General features: G+C 73.7%; 2 protein-coding genes. Both read left to right on the top strand.

The features are described 5' to 3' along the window. The first annotated feature begins 43 nt into the window (after positions 1-43). The gene (purN, locus tag AAHZ94_RS32820; protein ID WP_349997358.1) at positions 44-649 is read left to right on the top strand and encodes a phosphoribosylglycinamide formyltransferase; all 606 of its coding nucleotides are present in this window, start codon (positions 44-46) and stop codon (positions 647-649) included. Continuing rightward, positions 646-2211: a bifunctional phosphoribosylaminoimidazolecarboxamide formyltransferase/IMP cyclohydrolase gene (gene purH, locus AAHZ94_RS32815; protein WP_349997357.1), complete on the top strand. Its 1566-nt coding sequence runs from the start codon at positions 646-648 to the stop codon at positions 2209-2211. The genes purN and purH overlap by 4 nt, the downstream gene beginning before the upstream one ends. Positions 2212-2318 lie beyond the last annotated feature (107 nt).

Here is a 2318-nt window from a genome sequence, read left to right as displayed (position 1 = left end):
GACCGTCGCCCCGCCGCGCGCCGACCGCCGCCCCGCCCGGCTCGTGGTCCTGGTCTCCGGCTCCGGTACGAATCTCCAGGCGCTGCTGGACGCGATCGCCGCCGACCCGGACGGCTACGGCGCCGCCATCGTGGCCGTGGGCGCCGACCGGAGCGACATCGCGGGGCTTGAGCGCGCCGAGCGGGCCGGCCTGCCGACCTTCGTCTGCCGGGTGAAGGACCACGCGAGCCGCGCCGACTGGGACCGCGCGCTGACCGGGGCGACCGCCGCGTACGCACCCGACCTGGTGGTCTCGGCGGGCTTCATGAAGATCGTGGGCCCGGAGTTCCTGGCCCGCTTCGGGGGGCGGATCGTCAACACGCACCCCGCGCTGTTGCCGAGCTTCCCGGGCGCCCACGGGGTGCGCGACGCGCTCGCCTACGGCGCCAAGGTCACCGGCTGCACCGTCCACTTCGTCGACGACGGGGTCGACACCGGACCGATCATCGCCCAGGGCGTGGTCGAGGTCCGGCATGAGGACGACGAAGACGGGGGGGCCGCTCTCCACGAGCGGATCAAGGAAATCGAGCGCAGGCTGCTCGTCGATGTCGTGGGGCGTCTGGCCCGACACGGCTACCGCATTGAGGGACGAAAGGTAAAAATCCCGTGACCGTCGAAGGTACGAAGCGGCCCATCCGCCGCGCGCTGGTCAGCGTCTACGACAAGAGTGGCCTGGAGGAGCTGGCACGCGGCCTGCACGCGGCGGGCGTCCAACTCGTCTCGACCGGCTCGACGGCCGGGAAGATCGCCGCGGCCGGCGTGCCGGTGACCAAGGTCGAGGAACTGACCGGGTTCCCCGAGTGCCTGGACGGCCGGGTCAAGACGCTGCACCCGCGCGTACACGCCGGCATCCTCGCCGACCAGCGCCTGGCCGACCACCGCGAACAGCTCACCGAACTGGGCGTGGAGCCCTTCGAGCTGGTCATCGTCAACCTGTACCCGTTCGAGGAGACCGTCGCCTCCGGCGCCGACCCCGACGCGTGCGTGGAGCAGATCGACATCGGCGGCCCGTCCATGGTCCGCGCCGCCGCCAAGAACCACCCGTCGGTGGCCGTCGTCGTCAACCCCGACCGCTACCCGCAGGTGCTGGCCGCCGCCGCCGACGGCGGCTTCGACCTCGACCAGCGCAAGCGCCTGGCCGCCGAGGCGTTCCAGCACACCGCCGCCTACGACACGGCCGTCGCCTCCTGGTTCGCCGCCGACTACGCGTCCGACGGCGAGGACTTCCCCGGCTTCATCGGCGTCACCTACGAGCGCAAGAACGTGCTCCGCTACGGCGAGAACCCGCACCAGGCCGCCGCCCTGTACACCGGCGGCTGCGGCGGCCTCGCCGAGGCCGAGCAGTTGCACGGCAAGGAAATGTCGTACAACAACTACGTCGACACCGACGCCGCCCGCCGCGCCGCCTACGACCACGGCACCGACCAGGCGTGCGTGGCCATCATCAAGCACGCCAACCCGTGCGGCATCGCGGTCGGCGCGGACGTCGCCGAGGCACACCGCAAGGCCCACGCCTGCGACCCGCTGTCCGCCTTCGGCGGCGTGATCGCCGTCAACCAGCCGGTCACCGTCGCCATGGCCGAGCAGGTCGCCGACATCTTCACCGAGGTCATCGTGGCCCCGGACTACGAGGAGGGCGCGGTCGAGGCGCTCGCCAAGAAGAAGAACATCCGGGTGCTGCGCTGCCCGCAGGCGCCGACCGCGCCGGCCGAGTTCCGCCCCATCGACGGCGGCGGCCTCGCCCAGGTCAAGGACGTCTTCCAGGCCGAGGGCGACGACGCGGCGCACTGGACGCTGGCCACCGGCGACGCCCTGGACCCGGCCGAACTGGCCGAGTTGCAGTTCGCCTGGCGCGCCTGCCGCGCCGTGAAGTCCAACGCGATCCTGCTCGCCAAGGACGGCGCGACCGTCGGCGTCGGCATGGGCCAGGTCAACCGGGTCGACTCGGCGCGGCTCGCCGTGCAGCGCGCCGGCGAGGAGCGGGCCCGTGGCGCGTACGCCGCGTCCGACGCCTTCTTCCCCTTCCCCGACGGCCTCGAAGTGCTCACCGCGGCCGGCGTCAAGGCCGTCGTACAGCCCGGCGGTTCGGTCCGTGACGAGCAGGTCGTGGAGGCCGCGAAGGCGGCCGGCGTGACCATGTACTTCACCGGCACCCGCCACTTCTTCCACTGAGCCCACCGGGCGGGGGGGGGGCCCCCCCCCCCCCCCCCCCCCCCCCCCCCCCCCCCCCCCCCCCCCCCCCCCCCCGCCCGGCCCCCCCCCCCCGGGGGGGCGGCGGG

The sequence above is a fragment of the Streptomyces sp. HSW2009 genome, assembly GCF_040240285.1.
Taxonomy (GTDB): Bacteria; Actinomycetota; Actinomycetes; order Streptomycetales; family Streptomycetaceae; genus Streptomyces.
The sequence above is the reverse complement of the archived record's forward strand: the minus strand, read 5'-3'. Positions and strand labels throughout refer to the sequence as shown.